Below are 20,444 nucleotides of genomic sequence, written 5' to 3'. Positions count from 1 at the left end.
ATTCCGGGTAGCTGGCCAGCTGGGGTGGGGTCGATTAAACAAAGATGGAGGAACAGCGATGAAAATTCAAGAAGGATTCATGCCATTTGGCCAATACCAAACGTATTACCGGGTGGTGGGCGATTTAACGGCGGGAAAGGTGCCCTTACTTCTGCTACACGGCGGTCCGGGATCCACGCACAACTACTTTGAAGCGTTCGACCAACTCGCAGAACAGACTGGTCGCCCTGTGGTGATGTACGATCAGTTGGGGTGTGGGCGATCGTCACAGCCGGCTGATCCCAGTTTGTGGCAGGCGCCGACTTGGGTAGCGGAGTTAAAGGCGCTGCGAGCCTACCTGGGACTGGACCGGGTCCACTTGCTCGGCCAATCCTGGGGGGGCATGTTAGCCATCATCTATCTGTGTGATTACCAGCCGGCCGGGATTCAAAGCTTGATTCTAGCGAGCACGTTATCGTCGGCTAAGCTGTGGGCGCAAGAACAGCACCGCATGATTCGATTCATGGCGCCGGCAGACCAACAGGCAATCGCGGTTGCGGAGGCGATGGGTGACTTTACCACGCCGGCCTATCTCGCGGCCAATCAGCGATTTATGGCGGCGCACGCTGCTGGCCCACTTACAGCGGCGTCACCGGAATTCTTGCGGCGCCCTAAACGAGCCGGTACAGTTGCTTATAACACGGCTTGGGGGCCTAACGAATATTGTCCGACTGGGACGTTACGGGACTACGATTATACGGCGAAGTTAGCACGGGTGACCGTGCCGACGCTGGTGACGAGTGGGACCAACGATCTCTGCACGCCATTGGTGGCAAAGACGATGGTCGACCAGCTCCCTAACGCCGAGTGGACACTGTTTGCCCACAGCCGCCATATGGCGTTTATTGATGAGGCATCGGCCTATCGCGCGCGGTTGACCCGGTGGCTGCAGGAAAATGAGTAAAGAAAAAATAGCCGCGACGGGGATGACCTGTCGCGGCTATTTGGGGGTGTGGGTGCTGTTTCATGTGGAACATTTTCGCTAGTTGTTATCGAAAATGGCAATAATGCGTAGAGTGCTGTGTCGACTGGTAAATCACGCGGCTTTGCTTAGGGGAAATGACAAGGTAGGCGGCAGTAAAAAATTGAAATTAAAAATGCCCGGTAGCCGGCAGCCACTGGACGAAAACGTTGCTTTAAAGGTCACTCGCATTTTGCATCATGTGTTCCATGACTTGTGCCAACGTGTTGAGGTCGGCTTGCGGAATCCCCGCAGTGACCTGTTCACGAAAAGATTCGGCGAGCGGAATGGTCTGAGCCAGCAGGTCGCTTCCGGCCGCTGTCAGCGTCAGGAGGCGTTCGCGGCGGTCATGCGCGCTGACCGCAATCGTGATGAGCTTAGCTAAATGCAACTGATTAACGATTTTAACCATGCTGGGGCCAGTGATACCAATCAGGTTGGCGAGGTCTCGTTGGTTGAGCTGCCCCTGTTGGTCAATGTAGTAGAGGGCCATCCAAGCGCTACGATTTAAGCCCATGGGTGACATGACATCGTTAAATTTATTGGAAAAGAGCTTACTACTGCGGGACGTAATGCACATAATACAACTATCTAAATCAAACTGGGACGTGGCCATGACCGTGCACCTACCTCATAACTTTTTTTACATTATACCATTTTATTGGCAAAAATAGATAGTTAGCTAACTATTGACTTTGCTCAGTATTTCATTATACTGGGGATATAAGCGCTTATCAAATTTCGAAATAGGGGGCAACACTAATGGAACGTTATCATGCTTCAGCACGGAAAACTGATTCTGGTCTTCAGGTCGATGTTCATTCCAGAGGTATCCATACGATGATTGATGAGCCAGCCAATCTGGGCGGTGGCAATACGGGGATGAATCCAGTCGAACTGGTCCTCTCCGCGTTAGGGACCTCGCTACAGGAAACAGCAGCGGATTTAGCAACTGATGGTAAGTTCACCTATGAACAAATGATGGTCAACCTTGAGGGCGATTTGGACGCTGCAGGATTTATGGGCGATCCAGATATTCGTAATGGCTTTCAAGAGATTCGCTACAAGTTAGCGTTCAAAACCAACGAAACCCAGACGGCTTGCGACTATTTTGCCGACCGGGTTGAAGCCAACTGTCCGGTGAAGGACATGCTGAGTAACGGGGTGACCATCGCGCTCGACCAAGTTGAAATCGTGTAAAGGAGGAACCAAACATGGCAATGGAAACGTTTAAAGTTAAGGTAACGGGTACGGCACGGCCAAACGAATACCAGGCAGCGGTCCGGGATTTCAAGGTCAACTTCGCCACGGATTCGGCCACAACGGTTGGTTCCCACGAAGCGATTTTGGCGGCATTGGGCGCGTGTGAAGCCATCGTGATGGCCTCATTTAACAAGCAGCAAAACTTTACTTATCGTGACTTTTACTACACCTTAGAAGGCAGAAAAGACGACAATTCGCAGCGACTAGGGCTAGATAGAATTGGCGTTGCCGTCCATTTCAACACGGACGAAAGCAAACAGAAATGTGAGGCGTTCATGGCATTTGCGGAGAATACCTGCCCCGTGATGGATAATTTGACCAATACCGTGCCGGTTAAGCGAACCGGGGTGGCGCTGATTGGCTAGCGCGGGCAAAGGGAGTCACTTGCTAGTGGTCAATTGATGGTCGCTGTGAGCGATTCCTGCCATAGTGGTTGCCGGTTGACGTCCGTAACGCGGTCATACTGCCGGTGAACCGCTTGAAGGAAGCCGTTAGTCAGGGGAAACTGACGAATCACGAATCGCTACGGCATTAACGGCCAGCTTCCAAATGGACTCCCGGTTCAGTGAAATCGACGTCGAAATTGGCGTTTCGTCACCGGAGCTTGAATGGGTGACAGGAATTTTTGAAGATAGTAGATGTGAGCTAGGCGTTAAAAAAGACCGCTGACAGGGTTGTCGGCGATCTTATTTTTGGTAAATAAAGACCAGCTCATTCGTTGTCGACTGTTCCGGCGAAAATGCCCAGTCTGGGTGGTCGAAATTTTTGATGGCGGCAATCGTGGTGGCTTGATGTTCGGCTAAGAAGCGGACCATTTCGCCGCGTGCCATTTTGGCTAGCGTGGCTTTAACCTTGAGTTTGCCCGCTACCAGACTGGCAAAAACGACCGTGACGAAGGGCTGCTGTGGCCGCAGGTACGGTTGAATCGTTTTGGTATATTCCTGCGAAGCCAGATTAACGATGGGCTCGGCGTCTGGCGTGAGTGCCTGGTACAAGCGATCTTGCCAGAAGGCGTACAGATTGGGAGCACCGGCAACCTGCAGCTTGGCCTGCATTTCTAAGCGGTAGGGAACGATGCCGTCAAATGGGCGTAAAATGCCATAGAAGCCGGAGAGAATCCGTAGGTTGGCCCGCACGTAGTCTAAGGCCGGTGCGGTGAACAGGTCTGGCGCCATGTACTGATACTGAATGCCCGAGAAGGCCAACAAAGCGGGGGTCAACTGACGAGTGAGGTCGAGTTGCTGGAGCCAGTCATAGTTGGGCTGGGCAAGCTTGTCGCTGCAATGCCAAAGCGCCTTGGCCTGGGGGTAGGTGAGTCGTCGAAGTTCAGCCAGAATCTGCTGAGTCTGGGGTAAGTACTGTGGGGTGGCGTCGTAGCCGAAGGTATCGGTGTCGACGACCATCTTTTTGGCTGGGGCGATGATGATTTTCAAACGTGGGCCTCCTTTCAGAGAAAACGCTGTTTCACGTGAACCAGCGTTAAACTTGGAGATATTTTTCCAAACGACAAATTGTTCATTGTTGCAATTAGAATAGCAGGTTAACCCATAAAAAAACAGCCCCGCGCGGAACGCGAGACTGAAGTGGTGAGGTGCGGCGACCTTCGGAATGCTTGCGCACCGATCGCGTACCCCCACCTTGGTTTGGCACCACGAGTAGTATCGCACGATAGACTAGGGCAAGTCAAGCAAAATTGGTTGTTTCACGTGGAACATTTACTGTGGGATTGCTGGTACTGTGGGGCTGGTTGTGGAATAATTGGAGCAACATGAGTCGATAAGGGCGGTGAGATGAGAATGAAAGTAACGGCAGTCCCGGCAAATAATTCCCTGATGCCAGTGTATTTTCAAGGTCGTTGGGTCGAAAAGACGATCCGTGGTCAACGCGTGATGTACAGTACGAACTTAGGGGCAGAGTTTTGGTTTCGCGTCGATCACGCTAGTTTTGTCACGTTGCGGCTGCTAAACTTGGCCAACGATGTGAGTGCTTGGATAGCGGTCCAAATTGATGGACTGCCCTATCAGCGGCTAGCGGTCGAAACATTGCCATGGCGCCTGACGCTCGACGGCCACCGGCATGTGATTCGGGTGGTCATGAGTGGCAATACGGATGCGGATCAACTGTGGGCGACTGATGCGGGGTTTGCCGTCCAAACAGTAACTAGCGACGGCGAGTTACAGGCGGTGCGACCGGGCCACCACAGCGTGACGTTCATTGGGGATTCAATTACAGCTGGTTGCTGGGTGATTCCCGGCCGCCACGCCGCCGTCGACTATCGTGCGGAAGGCAATTACGCCGCCATCGCCAGTGACCTGTTAGGGTTACGGGATGTGCGGGTGGCCTACAGTGCAGCCGGTGTGACCTGGCCGGGAACGGGTGGCGTGCCACCGTTACCCCAAGTGTTGACGGCCATCGATGACCGGACGCCTTGGCAACCAGAACCCACGGATTTGGTCGTGGTCAATGTGGGGACAAATGACCGGCGAAGCACAGCGGCGGAATTCGCCCCACAATTTGCAAAATTTCTGCGTCAGATTCAGCGCCTATATCCGGTGAGTGCTGTGGCAGTGATGATTCCGTTCAATCAGCGGTTCGCGGCGGTCATCTCCGCGGTCACGCAACAGGTAGGCGCCACACTCATTAACACGGCTGATTGGCAACCGACCACGACTGATGGTGTTCACGTGGATGCGGCCGGGTCACGATTGGCAGGACAGAAGTTGGCCGCAAAATTACGCAAACTATATCCGGAATTATTAATAATAGATAGTTATTAATAACAAAAGTATGTTATTAAAATACGTTGTGCTTAGGAAATGTTTGTTGCTGGCTGATCACAGCTATGACGGACAAAGCACATAGTAAAATGGGAACCGGCGCGGGAATGCTGCCGGCTTTTTTTCACCCGCAAAATAAGCTGGTTAGTTGACTAAAAATTCCCTTGACGGTTAACCAACGGACGTGTAATCTAACTATTAAATGATAAAACGATTAGAACTCTCATTTTAAAAATGAAGGAAAGGGGCCTTGCGCGTGAAAGTGGAGCGAAAACGGTGGTGGGTCGCGCCTTTTCGGCCTAGTGAAACGTTTCAAACGTCACCAAACGTGATTACATTTTATATCTGTTGGGGTATTGTGATCTTATTATTGAATTTGAGCTTATTTACACAACCGGGCTATTCGCCAGCGATTCCAGCACCGATTCATTTTACCGGGGGCGCCCTGCTGAATGCGAGTTGGGTTGGTCTGCGGTTCGTGGGGATTTTAGTCGCGGTGTCCTGGTTGCCGGTGAAGTGGCCATTGGCCTTGCCCTTAATGTGGGGCATCAGTATCAGCGTAAGCAGCTTGGCACAATTAGGCATGTCATTTAATGATGGCCTAGGGATCTTCTTGATGCGCACGCTTCTGGTCAGTGGGCAGTGGGGCCTGTTGTACTTTGTTGCACGGTTAACACGGCGAACACAATTGGACACACAGGTCGTGGCTAGTGCGCGATACAGTGTTCGCTGGGCGCGGTCCTTCTTAACCAGTTGGCAGCAAAATTGGGTCGGCATCATGACAACGTTGCTCGTCTATATTTTAGCGTTGGCGGCACTGAATCCATTGGAACTGTGAGCAGATTGGTTGCGTTGAGGATACATACGCCGATATACTAATTGTTACAATAATGGTTAGACAACATAACTAGTTCTAGGAGGCGAACCACATGAAAAATTTAGTGTTAGGGGTTAGTTTAGCCGCCAATGTGGCATTGGGGTACTTGTTGCTACAGGATAAAGAACAATTGCGCGCGCTCCGAGCCCATGCCGACAGTGTTGCCGATAAGGTAGTCGGTAAGGCAGAGCAGTGGAAGGGAGCCGTCACCGATGATCCGGTCGACCAACTCAAAGGCAAATTTCACGAGGGTCGGGGCGAAGTTAAGGATGCCATTGAAGGCGTACGAGAAGAGTTAACAGCAGAATAGGTTAAGATGCGGCGCCAGCAGTCACGGGTGACCGCATTTTTTTGTTTCACGTGAAACAATCAATTTTTGGTGCCTAACGCTAAGGCCACTTTCGCTAGATTCGACCCGCTATCTTCCAATTTAGACGTGTATAATAGACCTCGGAGTCTTAATTTAGATGAGGTGAGTTTTTGAAGAAGTTAGCACCCCTGTTTGTGGGGTTAGGTGCGCTCAGTTTTGGTGTGCCGGCGTCGTTATTTAAAATTGCTGCCCGCGAAGGGGTGGTCAATGGGCCACTCCTGTTCTGGTCGTTTTTAAGTGCCGTGATTATTCTTGGCGTGATTCACATTGCGCGGCGGCGGTGGCTGCGCTATCAGCATACTAACTGGAAGCAGATCCTGCTGGTGATTGCTGCGGGGACGGCTTCTGGGTTTACTAACACGTTTTACATTCAGTCGTTAAAATTGATTCCGGTTGCCGCGGCCGCGGTGATGTTGATGCAGGCCGTTTGGCTATCAGTCCTCTTGGGGGCTGTGATCCATCGACAATGGCCAACTCGTCTACAGGTGCTGAGCATCATTTTGGTCCTGATTGGAACGGTGTTGGCGGCAGGACTCTTTCCTATTGAAGAGGCGCTCTCGCCGTGGGGGTTATTCCTGAGCTTTCTGGCGGCCTGTGCCTACGCCTGCACCATGCAGTTTACGGCTAGCTTAGGGAATAACTTGGATCCATTGAGTAAAACCTGGTTGTTGTGTGTCGGGGCCTTTCTCCTGATTTCCATCGTTTGGGGGCCACAGATTGTCACGGCACACATCACCGCCCCAACGATTGGCTGGGGAATGCTGATTGCCCTGTTTTCGATGGTTTTTCCACTGGTGGCCTATTCGATCTTCATGCAGTATTTGGACTTGGGGATTGGACCAATCTTGTCCTCGCTAGAATTGCCATCATCCATCACGGTGGCCTTTATCTTATTGGGTGAAACCGTGAGTTGGTTACAAATGCTGGGTGTGGTGATCATTATTTCAGCGGTCGTCTTGCCTAACGTTTGGGGAATTCAGCGGCGCAGTCAACTGAACTAAATTGTTTCATGTGAAACAGGACATTCCAGATAAGGTTTGGAGATACGAAAGGAGCTATGACGATGATCATAGCTCCTTTTAACTTGTCCGCGTCACCAGCACTGTAGGGGTGGCGACCGCCTGACTCCGGACGACGCGGTGGCCCAACACGATACTGGCAGTGGCGCCTAAAATAATAATGGCGAGAATCATTTTCAACGTTTTACTCATGAGATGACCTCCTCACAGGTAGTGTACCATGAATCGTCAGAAGTGGGGGAAAGTCGTTGCGACCAGTCACCGTTCCTCGCACCGCAGTTTGATTGACCAGTCACGGCGGAACTGCTAGGTTGAGGGCAAGGACAGCCTAGACTGAACGGGGCGCTTTACGTATACTAAAAGAAAAAACAAGAGGGGGCCATCATCATCGCCGTTACGTTGTCCAACAAATTAAGAGATCTGCTTTTAGCCAGCAACTTGGGATTGAGTCGCGATCATCGACTAGCGGGGTGGAACGTGCTGACGATTTTGTACCATGATGGGGCCACCAGCGGCGTGGTCACCACGCTAGGAACGTTGCTCCAAACATACAATGCCAATTACCTTGAGCTGGACGAGCGACCGCTGACCGATGTCGTCTTAAAACGTATTTTGGATGTCCTAAGTGATCAGGCAAAACTGGTTGAGGTGGCACCCCGAAAAGTTCGAGTGCCCATGAAAAATGGGGCCTATCACATCCAGCAGTCTTTCGTGTATAAAATTACCAGCAGTGGCATTGAGTATCTGACCATGATGCAACGGGTCATTGATGCGGATAATACGGTGACGGCTAACATTACCCGAATTCAGGAATATTGTGATCTGGTCGTCAAATTAACAGATCCGAGTCTGGCAGCGGACAGCACGCAGTTGTACAACGACTTTCAAAACATGCTGGCAGCTTATGCGGATGTGATGAAGGGGATGCATAAGTTGGATGAGGACCTTAGCGAGCTGGCGAACGACTTGGCTTTTAATCACGGTGGCGAGGCGGCGAATCACTTACAAGAAATGCTGCGTGATCGTGCGATTCCAGCGTTCCGAAAGTTACTGGCACAGGGGCCGCGGCTACAGGCATTGGCCAATGCCGCAGATTTTAGCCAGCGGGTTGCTCGAAGTCAACAGGGAAACGATGATTTGGACGCTGCGCATGCCGTGGGCGATCAAGGAAAAATGTTACTGCGCTTTCAGAAGGCACGGGATTACACGCAACGGCAACTGGATCGGTTAGCCGCTAGCTTTGACCCCAGCCCAACGGCAATTGATAGTAGCATGGACACGGTCTATCTGCTATTTCAAACGATTCTGGATGCGATTCGCTTGCTCAGTCAAGAGTACGACCACATTCAGGGACAAACGGTCGATATCCAAGCACTGACGGGAAAAATCGATGCGTTGCTAACCCACTATCAATCGGTCGTGATTCGACAGCCATTACCCCGGCACTTACCCCAGGATCGGGAAGTGGATGATGCCGCTGACCTGCTGGATGCCACCACGATGGGGGCGGTCGTTTACGAGGCGGTGCCTCAGCACAGCGTGGCGGTTACCGAAGCGGATAATCCGCAACTGGCGGATGATGATTCGGACGTGGTCGACGATCGGTCGGGCCTGGCGGAATTCCAGCGAATCGTGATGCGAAGTGCCGACCATGGCGTGGTGGACCATGACCTGGAAATGACGTCGATTCATGCGCGCGATGAGGTGATTCGGTTGTATAGCGCGACTGGTGTTGACCATTACGATAGTTTTGCGCCGTTTGGCCGGCCAATCATAAAAGTCGAAGCCTTGCCTGACAGTCAGCCGCTCCGGGTTCATTGTGGCGATGAAGCTTACGCGGTAACTTTGCCGAGTGGTTTTGAAGTTTGGTTTGCCCCAACGACAGACGAAGCGAGAGCGACCGGGTAGCCATGAGGTGTGACAGGCGAACGGCCTGTACCGAGTTGGTAAAGGATATATTGTTTCTGTAAATTAGAACATCTGTTCGTTTTAACATGCTATACTGACACAACAGGGAAAGGAAATATGTAGATTTGAAAGGAGCGCTACCTTATTTCGAATGGTGGCAAGCGTTCCTCATTTACAAGGTGGTGCTTATGAGCGACTTACACGGACCAGAACAATTAATCGTCAATGAATTACTAGATCACGGCATCTTCACCAGCACCATCACACCGCAGACTAGCAAGCAAACGGCAGACGCCATTAATGCGTTGAAACGTCCCTTGACCCAACAACGATTAAACAGTTTCTTCAAAGGCTTATTGGGAGTTGTTCCGGATAACTATCAGGAAAATCTCTTATTTTTACTGGGAGACCAGCGACTGGCTGCCGATTCGGTCCATGTCTTGCTGGCGACCCTCAAGGCCGTTATTAATTTACCAGAGTTGCAGAATCAGCAGAGCGACCGGGTCGTTTTAACGCAGACAATCGTTCGTCAGGTCCACAGTGAGGTGGTGAACCTCGACGAAAAGGAAATTCGGCGCCGAATCACGGCGTTATTTGTCGACCGGTTCGGTCTGTTTACGCCAGACATGCCAGAAGTCAGTGCCGTTGAACGGACGGAAGAGATCGATGATTATTGGGACGTTAGCCCAGACTTTAATTACGTGGCGGCCTGCCTGGTGGAACACTTACAAGCTGCGACGGTTGATCCGGAACCCACCCCCTTGCAACGGGTGAACCGGACGTTACTGACACAGCGGTACGTGGACCGTTCATCACGAGTTTGGCTAGATTTGGTCACGCATAAAACGGAGATTGCTGAACAGTGGGCCCAATTAGACCGATTTGATTTGGAATGTGGGGATGACTACGCGCTGTTGTTGGATAAGTCACGAAAGAAGAGTGAAGCCAAGCCAGCAGTCGTTGCCGTTGCGGTGGCGCGGTCATTGGGCGTCGGGTTGCCGACGGATATGGTGACGACACGGATTCATCAGATCAGTCATCAGTTATTTCCGGAGAGTACCATCAACGTCACGATGGTGAAGCAGGCGCTAGCAGACATGGCATTGGTACGGGAACGCGATGGTTATGTAAGCCCAACGCCCATTGCGCACCGGTTTTCTATGCGAACACAGCGGCCCATAGCGGAGGAGAAGTAAATGAAATTAAGAACGCAGTTAACGCCGGTGAGCTTTCACTTGCGAAACTTTAATAAGTATTCGAGTTTAGACTTAACCGCAGCAGAAAATGGGAACCTCACGCTGATTGGAGAAAATGCGGCCGGCAAGACCACATTGGCTAACTGTTTCTTCCCCATGTTGATTGACGGGTCAATTGCCACGCCGTCATTTAATTCGGCCAAAGGGACAGACCGTTTGGAGAGCACGGGAGCACCCCGGAATAGTCAACGTGATACGCGGAATTTTGAGAGTATGTTACTGGGCTGGGGGCCGGGTGCGATGAAGGTCCGCACCGGCTATAGTTATCTGTTGCTGCGATCAACGACGCGGCAAGTTATCTTGGGCCTGGGAGCGCATCGGGCTGTGGGTGAGCAGCGTAAGCCGACCTGGTGGTTTGTCGTCATTAGTGACGAGGTCACCGCCGAGTTAAACATTGTGACAACGGATGCTGATGGCAATAGCTTAGATGAAGAGGCTTTTCGGTCGGCTAATGCAGGATTGGGGAAACAATTACACCTGTTTAACCAGGCACCGGCCTATCGGGAATACGTGGCCACTCAGGTTTACGGCTTTTCGAATGGCGAAGCACTGGGAAAATTGGCCGCGGTCTATCGGTTGTTGGCATCGCCTATCTGGACTGGTGGGAATGCACGGTTTACACCGATTCGGGAAGCCTTGAAGAATGCACAAGAAGGTATTGATGCCCAGGTGATCAGTCAGGTTGCGGATAGTCAGCGAGAGGTCAATCGGACCAAAGGTGTGCTCCAACGCCTGAAGAAGGCCGAAGATCGTCTTCAACGGATGAAAAAAGAAATTTTCTGGCGTAATCTAAACCATCTGCGTGAGGCGACCTTGGATCCCTATAGTCAGGTTCATCAGGATGTTGAGAGTAAGCAAGAGACCGTGAGTCAGAATCAACAGATCATTAGCCAAGTGACCCAACAGGTAGCGCTAATGGCAACCAATATTACCCAGGTTGAAAATAGCTTGAAAGGATTGCGGCAGGAAAAGGCCAACCAGAATGGCATTGTGCAACGTCGAAAAGAGTACGACCAACAGATGACCAGTCTCCAGCAACGGTTGCTGACGTATCGCAAGCAACAGGAACAACTGACGGAGCTGCGGAAAAAGTTGGCGGCGGTCACGACCCAGCAAGACGAGATGACGACCCAGCAACGGGTCCTAAACGACCAGCAGTTGCGACCATTGTTGACTAAGTTGGCAACGCAAGCAACTGAACTCCCAGAGTTGATGGATGTGGTGACGGAGGTCGACGCGGCCAAGTTAGCCCAACGTCTAAGCGAGTACCTCCAGCACTTTAAGGATCTTCGCAATCAGTACAACGACTGTGAGCGAGCCAAAGAACGCGTCAGTAAGGATGTTCAAATTGTTGTGGAGATGCGCGATGAACTGAGGGGTCGAATCGATGAACATGCACAGGGGCCACTATACGGTCGGGTAAGAAAGGACATTCATCAAGATAACCAGGAAGTCCATGATGCTGGGGCAACGCAGATGAATGGAGAATTTCAGCGGTTACTCGCCAAGCAACAGCAGTTGTTACAGAATCATCCTGACTTGAAACGAATTCTCAAGACACCAAATTTTTTGACGGATTTAAACCAGCAACGACGCTTGTTGGCGGATCTATTACAGAAGATAGCCACGGTTCAGCAGCGGCTTGACCAGTTGACGCAGCAACAACAATTCTTTGATCAACAGATTACGGATGTCTTGGCTGCGGTCGAACCTGATTTTGATGTCCAACGGGTGACCGCAGCAATCACGGCGATTCAACAACGTCGTGATGCGTTGATCGTCGATACCGAAATCGATACGAAAATCAAACAGGCCGAAACGGAACAAACCCAGCTGAATGGGGAGCAACAGCGACTAAACAATCAACGAGCTGTGGCTGAGGGCAAAATTGCAACGGCTAAAGAAGACATGACACAATTGACGACGCGGTTAGACCAATTGGCAGAACAAGGCCGAACGGCACTGGCAACGTTGGCGCCCTATCAGCCACAGGGTGAACAACTGACCACAATTACCAGTGCCATTGCATTTGTGCAGGAGAATCGAAGTGAGGTTCGTAACAGCAGCTATGGTGATATCAGTGATTGGATTGGGCGCTTGATTCATCATAATGATAGCAATGGAATCGACCGTAACGCGCTAGATACCCTATTTGAGGAACGGGGTTATACCGATTTTGCCAGTGCCATGCGCCAACAACGTTCCGTGAATCAGAATGGGTTGACGGTGGTTGCCTTTGATATCAACCGGGCTTTGTTACTAATGACCACGGACCAAAATCACGTGACAAAATCCTTGAAAGAACTGACGACGGGAAATGACGTGGCCCAGGACACGTATTTAACGGCCGCAATTCAACGCATTACGGCACAATATCAGCTGATTGCGGACTATAACCGGATGTTAACGGAAGGGGTTAGCCGCGAGCAAAGCATCAAGTTGAAGGTGGAATTGACGCCGACCGAGGTCAGTGACCAGGTCATCAAAGAGGCTTGTGATCCATTAGCCGACAAGCGCCCAGCACTGGTTGCGGAAATTCGTAATCGTTTGGAAAAATTAGCCAATGACTTAACGGTCGCTGACGATGATGACTTATTTATGGCTGCCGCCCAACGCTTACTCGATACGCGCCAGTGGTCAGCCTTTAAGGTACTGATCAAGCGGCGACAAAGCGCAGAGGATAACTACGAAGAAGTCGATGACAAGTTCGTTCAGTCCGGCGGGTCGGGGGCTGAGAAGGCCCAAGCGATGGTTTTGCCGTTATTGCTGGTGCCCAAGATGGTCTTGCAACGCGCACAAAAGGAAGATGCGCCTTATCTCGTCATGTTCGATGAATTTGCCGACAAGTTGGACCCGGAGACCGCGAAATCCTTCGCGAAAACCATTGCCCGGTTTGGGTTTAATTTCATTGCGACGATGCCGAGTGGTGCGCAGAATAAAATTCTGGCTGACCGGGTGGATAATATTGCTTACGATGTGATTGCCCCGCAGAATCAAAATGACGGTCGGTTCCACCGTAATATTATCCGAGAAGCGTTGCGTTGGGGGGATGCACATGCCAAGTCAGTATCTTAAGCGTTACGTGACGGGGACTGGCAAGGCGGCGCCCAAGGAGGCAGCACAACTAGATGGCCTATTTGACCGAATTGCTGCTGGCGAAACGTTACCGCCTCGTGGTCAACAGGCAGTTGAAGCGGGATTGACGGCTCATAGCTTGAATGATGCTCAGGAAAATCCCGCAGTTTACGACTATTATCAGTGGGTGCTAGCCAATTGCTTTACGGGTCAGGTCCACGAGGTGACGGCGAAACTGATTGGGATGGCCTTCATCTGTGCGAATGTTTTTGAGACGGACCTGCCCCAACCGTTAACATTAAATCCGTGGCAGATTGCGGCCATGGCGGAGTTTCCTTTGCGCCATCACCGGGTCGTCATTGTTGAAAACAATGGGGTCTTTGCCTGGTTGCTTCGACTTCATCCCGAGTGGCCATTAATTGATCAGTCGGGTAATGACTTTAATGCGGCCTATGTGACCTTGATGCGCACCTTGGTGAAACGCGGCGTGCGGTTTACGTATCTAGGCGATCTCGATAGTCGCGGCATCCAGATAGCGGATCACCTATTAGGGGAACTAGCAGTTGATCCGGCAGAATTTACGGCCCTGCAGAGCCCAGCGAATGTTCTAAAATGGGTGACCTTAAAAGGTAAAGCTGATCCACAACGTACGCGGCCGGTAACGGTGACTGCCCCAGTGTTTCAGCAGGAATTAAGTTCACTGACCTTAGTTAAAAAGTTCGTTGAACAAGAACAGTTGATTGCGGAGTATGAGGCACTGATTACCCCCTGGTTAAAAATGGAATAAGAGATAGCAATGGCGGCGAGAAACTTCAGAAAACAAGTTTCTCGCCGCCATTTTAGTTAACGTTAAAGGGGTTTGTCATGAGTGGTCAAATCGCCGGGAATCTGACTCGTTCCCAAAGTGACTAGGGTCACGGTGATAAACAAAGCGGCAAAGGATGCAATTAGCTTAATCAACATGGGCCTTTCCTCCTGACTAGATTTAGGACTTACCGGAAGTGTATCACGGAAAGCAAGGTAGCGGGAAAAAGTCGTTTTACCCGGCAATTCAGGTCCTTGGCCAACTAATCAGTGGGCAATGTATAGGTGCTGCCGGAATGAGCACGTCCACTGAGTCTAATAAAGCGCGGGGAGTAATAACGGATTATTTAGTGAAACGCTTGTAACAAAAAAGACGAGCCATGATTTGCTCGTCACAGGCCGTTAACCGCTAATGCCGTCGTAGCCAATAAATGTAAAGTAGGGGGTTCCGCCAACCGAATAGAGGCTGTTGAAGGTTCCGGCGATGCCGTTGTCCTCGTCGCCTGATGTGTGTTGCGGATCATGCAAGTTCTTCAAGGTCAACCGGTATTGGTAAGCACCGGTATGATTAACGCGCTTGGTTTTGACCCCCTTAAGTTTGTGACTAAAGTAGAGTCGCCGGTAAGGATCGTGGTAATCAGTCTTCATAATTTTTGCTAGCCCGGTCGGCTTTTGGTAGAAGCCGAGGCCAACACTCGCTGTGGGATCATAAGTCAGGACCTCCGCATAGCCATCCGGTGTGATCCGAAGACTTTTGCTAGAAGGTTCCACGGGGCTCAGTGCCGCCTTGGCACCGCCAATGTAGAGGTCACCATGGCTGTAACCGGGCATGAAGTCCGGCACCTTAACACGCTTGAAGGCGGTGAGCTCAGCGGTGGCCTTTAAAGTTGCCTGTGGATCGTAGGCACCAGCACCAGGGTCAATGGTGTAGCCTTTGGGGGCACTTCGTTGTAATAAGGGATAACTGAGCCGGGCTAAATAGAGTTGAAGGCTGGGAATTAAGTAGCCATGTCGTTTAGTCGTGGTCAGTGAGCCGGCAACCACCGTACCAGCAGGCAGAGTTAATGTCCGCTTAACGGGAGCGCCCATCTTCTTCATGGGGAGATAGGCAACCTTGATGTTAACGTCGCGGGTGGTCTGAAAGTATTGACTCAGGTTTAAAAAGTCCGTACTGGCGGCAAAATCACCGACCTTCACGATGGCACTAGGCTTTTCAGTTTGCGCATTGCCGATGACGTTACCAATTAGCAATGTGGCACTTAATGTGGCCAAACCAAGGGCCCATTTGCCAAGTCTGCTCACGTTTTTCCAGCCTCCTAAAATTTAATGATACTGTCAATTATACCTGATTTGGGAATCGTTGACAGCAAATGTACGATCTGAAAGGCGATTTAACTGGCAGTCGCGTGCTATTTTTAAGACGTTTAGTCCGGAAAATTTTAAAAATAGCGCAAAATATTTCCCGGGGAATAAATGGGCCTTTGATCAACAAATCAACATAAGCAGACATTAGTTGTCTTCATCTACGTCAAGCTGAGAAAGTTAACGAAATTTTTCAGCACTTAACCCGGGTTATAAATTTCCCAAAAGCTTGAGTCGTAATTAACCGCCGCTAACTAGTAGTGGCGGGCTACTTGATAGTCATCTCGTCATAGTGGTGACCATCGGGGGGCGTTTCTCTAAACGCAGCATTGCGATGATTTCGGGTCATCAGGTAACAGCGAGCCGAGAATCCGAAAATTTGGCTTTGAACCTGGAATTGGCAGAGTCGAAGCGGCTGAGACAGTCTTGTCTCAGCCGCTTCTTGCACACTGAATGAACGGGCGTAAAATGTGCACGCCCAAGGCAGCACATCACTTTTTGTTTTTTAGAGATAATAGAAGCGAAAATCAATATCTTGGTCGTGGTTGCCAAAACCCTTGCCATACAGGGTTAGGCCGCCAACGTGTTTTGCTGTATTCTTCACCGCCAGTCGGAGACTCCAGTACTGTGTTTGACGGGAGAAGTGGTCGATGGTCACGTCGGAAATCTTCTCGCCGCTGACAAAGGTCCCTTCATGAGTGACCTGCAACGTCTTCAACAATCCGTATTGGTTCATGTTGTTCGGCCACCATTCCGGGTTCAATTCACCGCGGACATCCGCGTAATCACCGGGACTTTCCCAGAACCCCAGGTCGATACCGTTGAGCTCAAAACTGATATCTGACGGCCAGTTGTCGTTCGTAAAGGGGAACTCTGACGCCAACTCAAAGCTGATTTCGACTTGTTGAATCGTTTGCGACCGGTCCAATAGATTAGGGACCTTGTAGTCAACGTAGCCCTTAGCAAACCAGAGAATACCAGCGTTGACACGATTGGGGTCCATGAAGTATTTCGGATCATCTAAATGACCAATGTAGTCCTTAGTCGTCGCCAAGCCACAGACTGGATCAACGTCGTAATCGACATAGTGGCCGATGGGAAGGTGGGTCTCGTAATGAGAATAGGCCGATTCCTTGCGGTTGGGGAAATTAATTCCCAGGTAGCTGACTCGTAACTGCGAGATCTTTTGAACACCATTCTTACCCGGCTTTCGGGTTGTCTCAATAATCTGGGCGCGTTCCAACTGATTAACGTGGGTGCTGACGATTGACTTGCTGAGGTGCAGATGCGCGCTCAGTTCTTGGATATTCATTGCCCGCGTAGAGAGCAGGTCGATGATGCGGAGCCGAATTGGACTGGCAAGGGCTTTGAGCAGACCAACTGAGTCCTGATTAAGATCGATTTCCATTAAATATTCACCTCATTTGCATATTAAGTTCATATATATATTAACATAAGGGCCGCACAAAGCCCGTAATTCGGTGATAAATGTCGTTACTAGTGAACGTAATGCCTAAATTTACCCATTTAGTTCACTTTTTGCCTAATCATCTATTGACAGCGCTTACATGTGCCTGCTACCATGAATTCGGAAAAAGAAGGAGGGGTAGAATTTATGCAAGGAAAGCTTTATGCAACGGACTTATTTCCCATTGGTCAGATTGACCACCGGATCAATTCATCTTTAGCAGAACATATGGGGCGCAGCATTTATGGCGGCATCTATGATCCGGATAGTCCGTTGGCAGATGACGCGGGTCTGCGCAAGGACGTCATCGCGGCTGTGAAGGAGCTCAACGTGCCACTAATCCGGTATCCAGGCGGTAACTTTGTGTCCAGTTATCACTGGGAAGATGGGATTGGGCCACGTGACCAGCGCCAACAAAAGGTCGATTTGGCTTGGCAGAGTGTGGAGTCCAATCAGTTTGGTCTCGATGATTTCATGGACTGGACGACGAAGGTCGATGCTGAAGCGATGATTGCCGTTAACTTGGGAACGCGAGGAATTGAAGATGCCTGCAACTTGCTGGAGTATTGTAACCTCGATACCGATACATATTGGGCCAACAAACGCCGTGAAAACGGGCATCCAGAACCCTACCACGTGAAGTTCTGGTGTCTCGGGAACGAAATGGATGCGCCGTGGCAGATCGGCCACAAGACCGCTCACGAATACGGCCAATTGGTCAATGAGACGGCCAAAGCCATGCGCAGTCTCGACCCGGATATTAAGCTCATCGTCTGTGGGAGTTCCAACGAGCATACGCCGACGTTTGGCATCTGGGAGTCGACGGTGCTCAACGAGTGTTATGACAACGTGGATTACATCTCGATGCATCAGTATTACGAGCTGCCATCACAGGGGACGATGCACCATGTCGCCAAGTCACTGCGGATGGATCAGTTTATTAATTCCGTCGTGGCCCTCTGCGATGCGGCAAAGGCGACGAAAAAGTCAGCTAAGACGCTCAATATTTCCTTTGATGAGTGGAACGTCTGGTACCATTCCAACGAACACGATGCGCACCTCAAGCCTTGGCAACAGGCCCCGCACCGGTTGGAAGATGTCTACAATTTCGAAGACGCCTTGCTCGTCGGGTCATCGCTGATTACGCTGTTGAAGCACGCCGACCGGGTCAAGATTGCCTGCTTTGCGCAGTTGGTCAACGTCATCGCGCCAATTCTCACCACGAAAGATAGCCTGTTGAAGCAGACCATCTTCACGCCATTGCGGGATGTTGCGCAATACGCCCATGGCACGGCACTACAGACCAGTGCCCAGTCGCCAACGTATCGGGTCCCAGAATTCGGCGATGTGCCGTACCTGGATGCCGTGACGGTTAAAAATGACGACCATCACTACACGATTTTCGCGGTTAATCGGCACCAAACGGCGTCAATGAATCTAGCCGTGAAGCTCAACGATGATCAGCTTCAAGAAACGCGTCATCTCAGCTATAGTTGCTCTGATCCGGAGTTCAAAAACTCATTGGACCACGCCGTCCCTGAGGAAACGATTCAGGATGACGGTCAGATTATTTTGAAACCGTTTTCTTGGAACGTCATCACGTTTACCGTCTAGTCAGGAGTAGGCGGGCCACACAATTTAGAATGGGAAGTGTGATTTACAATGGATGCTACAAAAACAGTTGCCCATAAGAGTAAGATTTGGCCAGTCGTCAACTATGCCTTTGGGAACTTTGGTCATTCTGCGTTATCAATGATGTTTGGGACTTACTTTATGGTCTACGTCACGACGGCGATGTTCACCGGCGTGTCAAAGTCACAAGCGACTAAATCAATTGCCATGATTACCGGACTAATTTTTGTCCTTAGAATTCTTGAAATTTTTATTGATCCAATTATTGGGAACATTGTTGATAACACGAATACGCGTTGGGGCCGATTCAAGCCTTGGTTGATCATTGCGGGGACGGTTTCGGCGCTGCTACTGATCGTGCTGATGTCGGGGATCTTCGGCCTATCGCGGTCAAACACCACTTGGTTCATGATTCTCTTTATTCCAATTTTTACCATTTTTGATATTTTCTACTCGTTCCGGGACGTCTCTTATTGGGGCATGATTCCGGCGTTGAGTGAAGACAGTCACGAACGTTCCATCTTCACGGCCGCTGGGAACTTTACCGGTTTTGGTCAAAACATCGTGACGATGACGATTGTTCCTGTCGTGACCTATGTCACTTACCTGGCGACGGGTCAACATAATGAAGGTCAAGCTGGTTGGACGACCTTCGGCATTATCATTGCCGTAGTTGCTATTATTTGTTCATTTATCGTGGCCTTAGGGACGCACGAAAAGCATAACGTTTTGCGGAACGCCGCGAAGGATAAGACGAGTTTGAAAGACATGTTCTGGGCTTTGGCACACAACGACCAGATGCTGTGGACCGCGCTACCATATCTGGTTTATGGATTCGGGAATGCAGCCACTGCCGGGTTGATGTTCTACATGTTCAAGTACGTCATGGACAAGCCTGGTCTGTTCTGGATCGCTGGACTGATTCCAACGGTTGCTGGTTTCTTTACGTCACCGCTCTACCCCATTATCAACAAATGGGTTACCCGGAAGACCATTTACGCCGTCAGCATGTGTGCCATGATTTTGGCCTACATCATCCTGATCGTGTCCACCGACAACTTAATCATGGTCATGACCGCCTTAGTTTTGTACTACGTGCCACAAGGCTTCATCTTCATGGCCGTTATCTTAACGCTGACCGATACCATCGAATATGGTCAACTGAAAAATGGGACGCGGAGTGAAGCCGTGACGTTGGCGATTCGGCCAATGCTCGACAAAATGTCCAGTGCGATCTCTAACGGGGTCGTTGGTTGGGTCGCGGTTGCTGCTGGGATGACCGGGACGGCAACTGCGGCATCGATCACAGCTGGCGGAATTTCTTTGTTCAAGGCCGTTGCCTTCTGGGCAGGCTTAATCGTTCACATTTTGGCGTTACTCATCTACGTCTTCAAGGTTAAGATTTCCGAAAAGAAACATGCCGAAATCGTTGAAGAATTGCAGAAGAAGTTAGGCGCCGAAAACGTCAACTAGTCTTGGACTGACTGATAATGTATAAGTGACTAAACCGGTCGTCTTAATGATGAATTTAGGCTGAACTGGTTTAGTCACTTTTCATATTACAATTTAATCCGACTTCGCTGGCATCACCACCGTTCTGTTGTATAATTACCAGTGTAAGCGTTTTAAAAAG

The 20,444-nt window shown here is 50.5% G+C and carries 18 protein-coding genes; 13 read left to right on the top strand and 5 right to left on the bottom strand.

The window, feature by feature from the left end; all coding sequences use genetic code 11:
* Window positions 1-58 precede the first annotated feature (58 nt).
* On the top strand, window positions 59-943 hold the full coding sequence (pepI, locus tag FAY32_RS04715) for a proline iminopeptidase (protein ID WP_143462310.1): 885 nt from the start codon (window positions 59-61) through the stop codon (window positions 941-943).
* 232 nt (window positions 944-1,175) lie between these two features.
* On the opposite strand, the gene FAY32_RS04710 is transcribed toward pepI, so the two are convergent.
* Entirely contained in the window at window positions 1,176-1,517 is a 342-nt protein-coding gene (locus FAY32_RS04710; RefSeq protein WP_158727539.1) for a MarR family winged helix-turn-helix transcriptional regulator, read from the bottom strand.
* A gap of 245 nt (window positions 1,518-1,762) precedes the next feature.
* On the opposite strand from FAY32_RS04710, the gene FAY32_RS04705 reads away from it, so the two are divergent.
* Both FAY32_RS04705 and FAY32_RS04700 read left to right on the top strand, forming a co-directional pair.
* Window positions 1,763-2,200, top strand: a complete 438-nt coding sequence (locus FAY32_RS04705; RefSeq protein ID WP_143462308.1) for an OsmC family protein — start codon at window positions 1,763-1,765, stop codon at window positions 2,198-2,200.
* A gap of 14 nt (window positions 2,201-2,214) precedes the next feature.
* Entirely contained in the window at window positions 2,215-2,628 is a 414-nt protein-coding gene (locus FAY32_RS04700) for an OsmC family protein (protein ID WP_143462307.1), read from the top strand.
* A gap of 321 nt (window positions 2,629-2,949) precedes the next feature.
* On the opposite strand, the gene yaaA is transcribed toward FAY32_RS04700, so the two are convergent.
* Window positions 2,950-3,696, bottom strand: a complete 747-nt coding sequence (gene yaaA / locus FAY32_RS04695; RefSeq protein ID WP_143462306.1) for a peroxide stress protein YaaA — start codon at window positions 3,694-3,696, stop codon at window positions 2,950-2,952.
* Window positions 3,697-4,059: 363 nt separating this feature from the next.
* Between yaaA and FAY32_RS04690 the strand changes: the two genes are divergently transcribed.
* The 4 genes from FAY32_RS04690 to FAY32_RS04675 all read left to right on the top strand — a co-directional run bounded on the left by FAY32_RS04690 (window position 4,060) and on the right by FAY32_RS04675 (window position 7,288).
* Window positions 4,060-5,040, top strand: coding sequence for a GDSL-type esterase/lipase family protein (locus FAY32_RS04690; protein ID WP_143462305.1), 981 nt, complete (start codon window positions 4,060-4,062; stop codon window positions 5,038-5,040).
* A gap of 256 nt (window positions 5,041-5,296) precedes the next feature.
* Entirely contained in the window at window positions 5,297-5,878 is a 582-nt protein-coding gene (locus tag FAY32_RS04685) for a hypothetical protein (protein ID WP_143462304.1), read from the top strand.
* A 91-nt stretch (window positions 5,879-5,969) separates the two neighbouring features.
* Window positions 5,970-6,227 (top strand): CsbD family protein, encoded by a 258-nt coding sequence (locus FAY32_RS04680; protein WP_143462303.1) that lies wholly within the window; start codon window positions 5,970-5,972, stop codon window positions 6,225-6,227.
* Window positions 6,228-6,397: 170 nt separating this feature from the next.
* Window positions 6,398-7,288: an EamA family transporter gene (locus FAY32_RS04675; protein WP_143462302.1), complete on the top strand. Its 891-nt coding sequence runs from the start codon at window positions 6,398-6,400 to the stop codon at window positions 7,286-7,288.
* Between the two features lie 78 nt (window positions 7,289-7,366).
* Here FAY32_RS04675 and FAY32_RS14970 read toward each other — a convergent pair whose 3' ends face one another.
* Complete coding sequence (locus FAY32_RS14970; RefSeq protein ID WP_263862540.1) at window positions 7,367-7,498, bottom strand: hypothetical protein; 132 nt, start codon at window positions 7,496-7,498, stop codon at window positions 7,367-7,369.
* Between the two features lie 195 nt (window positions 7,499-7,693).
* Here FAY32_RS14970 and FAY32_RS04670 point away from each other — a divergent pair, with 195 nt between their 5' ends.
* The 4 genes from FAY32_RS04670 to FAY32_RS04655 all read left to right on the top strand — a co-directional run bounded on the left by FAY32_RS04670 (window position 7,694) and on the right by FAY32_RS04655 (window position 14,332).
* Window positions 7,694-9,214 (top strand): hypothetical protein, encoded by a 1,521-nt coding sequence (locus FAY32_RS04670; RefSeq protein WP_143462301.1) that lies wholly within the window; start codon window positions 7,694-7,696, stop codon window positions 9,212-9,214.
* A gap of 188 nt (window positions 9,215-9,402) precedes the next feature.
* Window positions 9,403-10,410: a hypothetical protein gene (locus FAY32_RS04665; RefSeq protein WP_143462300.1), complete on the top strand. Its 1,008-nt coding sequence runs from the start codon at window positions 9,403-9,405 to the stop codon at window positions 10,408-10,410.
* On the top strand, window positions 10,411-13,545 hold the full coding sequence (locus FAY32_RS04660) for an SbcC/MukB-like Walker B domain-containing protein (protein WP_143462299.1): 3,135 nt from the start codon (window positions 10,411-10,413) through the stop codon (window positions 13,543-13,545). It abuts the gene before it with no gap.
* Window positions 13,526-14,332: a DUF2399 domain-containing protein gene (locus FAY32_RS04655; RefSeq protein ID WP_143462298.1), complete on the top strand. Its 807-nt coding sequence runs from the start codon at window positions 13,526-13,528 to the stop codon at window positions 14,330-14,332. The genes FAY32_RS04660 and FAY32_RS04655 overlap by 20 nt, the downstream gene beginning before the upstream one ends.
* 419 nt (window positions 14,333-14,751) lie before the next feature.
* Here the strand turns inward: FAY32_RS04655 and FAY32_RS04650 are convergent, their stop codons facing one another.
* Together FAY32_RS04650 and FAY32_RS04645 are read right to left on the bottom strand one after the other, a co-directional pair.
* Window positions 14,752-15,651 (bottom strand): hypothetical protein, encoded by a 900-nt coding sequence (locus FAY32_RS04650; RefSeq protein ID WP_143462297.1) that lies wholly within the window; start codon window positions 15,649-15,651, stop codon window positions 14,752-14,754.
* Window positions 15,652-16,216: 565 nt separating this feature from the next.
* Window positions 16,217-17,119: an ArsR/SmtB family transcription factor gene (locus FAY32_RS04645; protein ID WP_143462296.1), complete on the bottom strand. Its 903-nt coding sequence runs from the start codon at window positions 17,117-17,119 to the stop codon at window positions 16,217-16,219.
* A gap of 207 nt (window positions 17,120-17,326) precedes the next feature.
* Between FAY32_RS04645 and arfA the strand changes: the two genes are divergently transcribed.
* The gene (gene arfA / locus FAY32_RS04640; protein ID WP_143462295.1) at window positions 17,327-18,793 is read left to right on the top strand and encodes an arabinosylfuranosidase ArfA; all 1,467 of its coding nucleotides are present in this window, start codon (window positions 17,327-17,329) and stop codon (window positions 18,791-18,793) included.
* Between the two features lie 48 nt (window positions 18,794-18,841).
* The gene (locus FAY32_RS04635) at window positions 18,842-20,284 is read left to right on the top strand and encodes a glycoside-pentoside-hexuronide (GPH):cation symporter (RefSeq protein ID WP_191988143.1); all 1,443 of its coding nucleotides are present in this window, start codon (window positions 18,842-18,844) and stop codon (window positions 20,282-20,284) included.
* The last annotated feature ends 160 nt before the right edge of the window (window positions 20,285-20,444 follow it).

The sequence above is a fragment of the Levilactobacillus enshiensis genome, from assembly GCF_007115095.1.
Taxonomy (GTDB): domain Bacteria; phylum Bacillota; class Bacilli; order Lactobacillales; family Lactobacillaceae; genus Levilactobacillus; species Levilactobacillus enshiensis.
Note: the sequence above shows the minus strand (reverse complement) of the source record. Positions and strands in the feature narration are given on the sequence as shown.